The sequence below is a fragment of the Ruminococcus sp. XPD3002 genome, assembly GCA_900119535.1.
Taxonomy (GTDB): domain Bacteria; phylum Bacillota; class Clostridia; order Oscillospirales; family Ruminococcaceae; genus Ruminococcus; species Ruminococcus flavefaciens_H.
On the sequence record FPJT01000001.1, the window covers coordinates 33,555 to 37,632 of the forward strand.

The window sequence follows — 4,078 nt, forward strand, 5'->3', positions numbered from 1 at the left end:
TAACGACTCTTCCCGAGTCATACCAGAAATAAAGCTTAAAACAGAGGGGAAACATCTCCCCTCTGTCAAAATGATATAGGATTTTTGGAGGTATTAATTATGAAAATCAGAAAGACAGCAGCAATCATTATCGCAGCCGCATCAATGGGAGTATCCCTTGCGGCACCTTACAGTGCAGCAATGCCTGTGATGCCCGTTTATGCAGTTGAAGAAAGTGAATACAACTTTAAAGAATATGCAGCAGCACAAATAGAATCAGGTAATGCGGACGGCGTATACGAAGGTCTGCTATATAAAAAGAATACTGATGACAAAGGAAAAGAATACATCACTATCACCAGAGCAGATGATACATTGAAAGAGGTCACTATACCTGCTGAAATTGACGGAATAAAGGTCAGAGAGATCAGCGGCGCTTTCCGTTTTAATCAGCAAATTGAATCTGTCGTTATAAGCAACGGTATAACTACGATAAAAGACTATGCATTTAACGAGTGTACTAATCTTAAATATATTTCGATTCCTAAATCTGTAACTTTTATAGATTGGTATTCGTTTGATGAATGCAATAATGTTGAGACAGTTGAGCTTTGCACACCTGATCTGACCGATATCTATTGTACAGAAAAATTGGATTTTCTTTCTGTAATGTATTACATGAGTACAGGATCAATGAGCGTAAAATATGATCTCACTCCGCTTATGGGACCAAGCCTGAAAAAGCTTGTTATAAAAGACGGCTCAGTTTTCGTTCCAAGGATTGAAAATGCTACACAGGAAATGCTTGATTCTCTTGAGATACCGTCAAGTGTTAAAATTCTTTTCGGAGCAAGAGGAGATTTTGAATCGATAACTATCCCGAAGAATATAGAATATATTGCAAATGGTGCTTTTATGGAAAATAAGAATTTAAAGGAGGTCAATTTTGAGGAGGGCTTTAAGGGGCATATTTGTGAAAATGCATTTGAAATATGTGAATCCATAGAAAAGTTGGATATTCCTTCAGGAGTTACTGTTGACAGTCATGCTTTCGGATCATGCAATGGACTGAAAAGCATATCGGTTCCTTTTTCATTTTTTACAATTAGCGAAGAATATGAAAAAGCATCTGTAGAATTATTGCCTTTTGTTCGGGCATTTGGCAACAGCCTTTCTTTAGAAAAAATAACGATCAAGGATGATCCTGACGGAAATACTGTCTTCACTCTTCCTGAAAACAGTGGATACTACTTGTTCTCGGATGATTTCTTTCCTTCATTAAAAACATTATGCTTTCCTGACAGTGTTACAGAAATAGGCGAATATGCTTTGGGATACGCTGATTCACTTGAAAATGTCAAACTTCCTGCAAATCTGGAAAAAATAGGTAAAAGGGCATTCAGCGCCTGCAAATCACTTAAAGAAATTAATATCCCGGAAAGTGTTACAGAAATAGGCAGTGGTGCTTTCGGCGGATGTGAAACACTTGAAAACGTTAATATCCCGAAAGGTGTTACGGAAATAAAAAGCGGTACATTCAGCAGCTGCATTAATCTTCAGAAGATAAATATTCCTGATTCAGTTACTGTTATCGGTGAAGAAGCTTTCATTTATTGTGATTCTCTGGAAGAGATCAATTTTCCTGAAGGTATCAAGGAGATAGGTAGAGAAGCTTTTAGTGGCTGTAATTCATTGAAAGAGGTAATTATCCCTGACGGTAAAAAGATCATTCATAGTAACGCTTTCAATTCTTGTGCAAATATTGAAAAGGTTGATATAGGTTTCGGAACCGAATTTGATCCTGCTGGTTGGATGGATGAGGAACATAATACTTTTTATGTGAATAATCGGGAAATGTTTTCAAATTGCGGCAATTTAAGAGAAGTTTCTGTGCCGCACAGTATGTTTATAAAAGAAATAGTTTTAGATAGGACGATCAAAGGAAGCGGCTCAGGTACATTTAAAGAAACAATGAGTGTTAATCCGTTCTATGATTTATTTAAAGGATGTGAAAAACTGGAAACCATAAACATTAAGCTTGATCCTGATGCTGATAAAGTAATTGATAAACAGGGATTAGATGGTTTTCCTTCATTGAAGAAGGTCAATATACCTGAGGGTATAGAAGAAATAGGAAAAAAAGCTTTTTCGCTTTGTCCGCTCGAAACAATTGAATTACCCAAGAGCCTTCGTGTTATCGGTGAGGGGGCGTTTAGTTCCTCAGAATTAACAAAGATCTATATTCCTGAAAATGTAGAGACGATCGGAGCGTATGCATTTGCATCATGCAATAATCTTAAAGAGGTAAGTGTACCGCTTCAACTGTGCAAGGAGGACGTTCCGGGTAATGCCATTCAATCTACCTTCTCTTCACTCAATGGAGGACTTGATGTAGAAACTGTCATAGTCAGAAATGATAAGGGTGAAAAAAATGTTAAACTTGGCAGTCATTGTATGGATGGCTTCAACAAATTAAAGAAAGTCATTCTTCCGGAAGGCATTACCGAGATCGGTGAAAGTGCTTTTTCAAATTGTGAAGCACTGGAAGAGATCAATATACCAGAAGGCGTAACAACGATCGGTGATTCTGCATTTTCCTGGGTCGGTGCATTGAAAAATGTCAGATTACCTGAAAGTGTAAAAAGCATAGGTGAATATGCATTTGATTGTTTTAATCTGAAAGAAATAACTATCCTTAATCCAAAGTGTGAGATAGGTGACGGTGCTATATGGTCAAATGGTGATATAGTTACTATCTACGGTTACAAGGGCTCAACTGCCGAGAAGTTCGCAGAAGGTAGTGAGAAATTAATATTTGTCCCTCTTGACGGCGATGAATCAACAGTTATCGGCGACGCAAACCTTGACGGAGATGTCAGCCTTGCAGATGCACTTCTGATACTCCAGCACGTAGCAAACGGACAGAAGTATGAGATGTCCGAACAGGCAGAGCTCAATGCAGACGTCTATAACAGGGGAGACGGTCTGACAGCAATGGATGCACTCACAATACAGAAATACGACGCAAAACTGGTAACGACTCTTCCCGAGTCATACCAGAAATAAAGCTTAAAACAGAGGGGAAACATCTCCCCTCTGTCAAAATGATATAGGATAAAATTTTTGGAGGTATTTATTATGAAGATGAAACGTTTTATTGCGGCAGTGTTTGCTTTGCTGATGATAGGCGGCGCAGCAGGCTACAGTGCTCCTGCGTTCAGCGACTTTTCGATAACTGCCAATGCGGAGGGAAGCTGCTATACATTCGACAGCGAAACCGGCGTACTGACGCTGAGCGGTAACGTAGTGCTTAAAGAAATAACAGGCTTTGAGAAGAAAGAAGATGTCAAGAGCATAAAAGCAGATCCGGGAACTGTTCTCCCTAAAAGCTGCAACTCTCTGTTCTCAGAGTATTACAACTGCGAATCAATTGATCTTTCAAATGCAGACACAAGCAATGTTACAGATATGCTGAACATGTTCTACGAATGTTCTTCCCTTACATTCCTTGACCTGAGCAGTTTTGATACAAGCAATGTCACAGAAATGGGTGGTATCTTTCAGGGCTGTTCATCTCTTAAATCTCTTGACCTAAGCAATTTTGATACAAGCAAGGTCGCATATATGGGTGGTATCTTCCATGGCTGTTCATCTCTTAAATCTCTTGACCTAAGCAATTTTGATACAGGTAATGTCGTAGATATGGATTATATGTTCTATAGTTGTTCGGCCCTTACATCTCTTGATCTGAGCAGTTTTGATACAAGCAATGTCACAGATATGAGTCTTATGTTCCATAACTGCTCTTCTCTTACATTACTTGACTTGAGTAATTTTGATACAAGCAATGTCACAGATATGAGTCAAATGTTCTTTAACGGTTCTTCGCTTACATCGGTTGATCTTAGCAGTTTTGATACAAGTAATGTTACAAAAATGGAATTTATGTTCTGCAAGTGTTCTTCCCTTGAATCGCTTGATCTGAGCAGTTTTGATACAAGTAATGTAACAGATATGAGTTGGATGTTCAGTAAATGTTCTTCCCTTGAATCACTTGACCTGAGCAGTTTTGATACAAGCAATGTCACAGATATGAATG

General features: G+C 38.5%; 2 protein-coding genes. Both read left to right on the top strand.

Annotated features, from left to right (window positions below; all coding sequences use genetic code 11):
* Positions 1–99: 99 nt before the first annotated feature.
* On the top strand, positions 100–3,045 hold the full coding sequence (locus BT127_RS00130; protein WP_075423000.1) for a leucine-rich repeat protein: 2,946 nt from the start codon (positions 100–102) through the stop codon (positions 3,043–3,045).
* 72 nt (positions 3,046–3,117) lie between these two features.
* The coding region (locus BT127_RS00135; RefSeq protein ID WP_139275344.1) for a BspA family leucine-rich repeat surface protein at positions 3,118–4,078 on the top strand (961 nt) is incomplete at its 3' end.

Excerpts from the sequence above, each read along its gene's own strand:
- BT127_RS00130 (WP_075423000.1), top strand. The coding sequence starts at position 100 with ATGAAAATCAGAAAGACAGCAGCAATCATTATCGCAGCCGCATCAATG.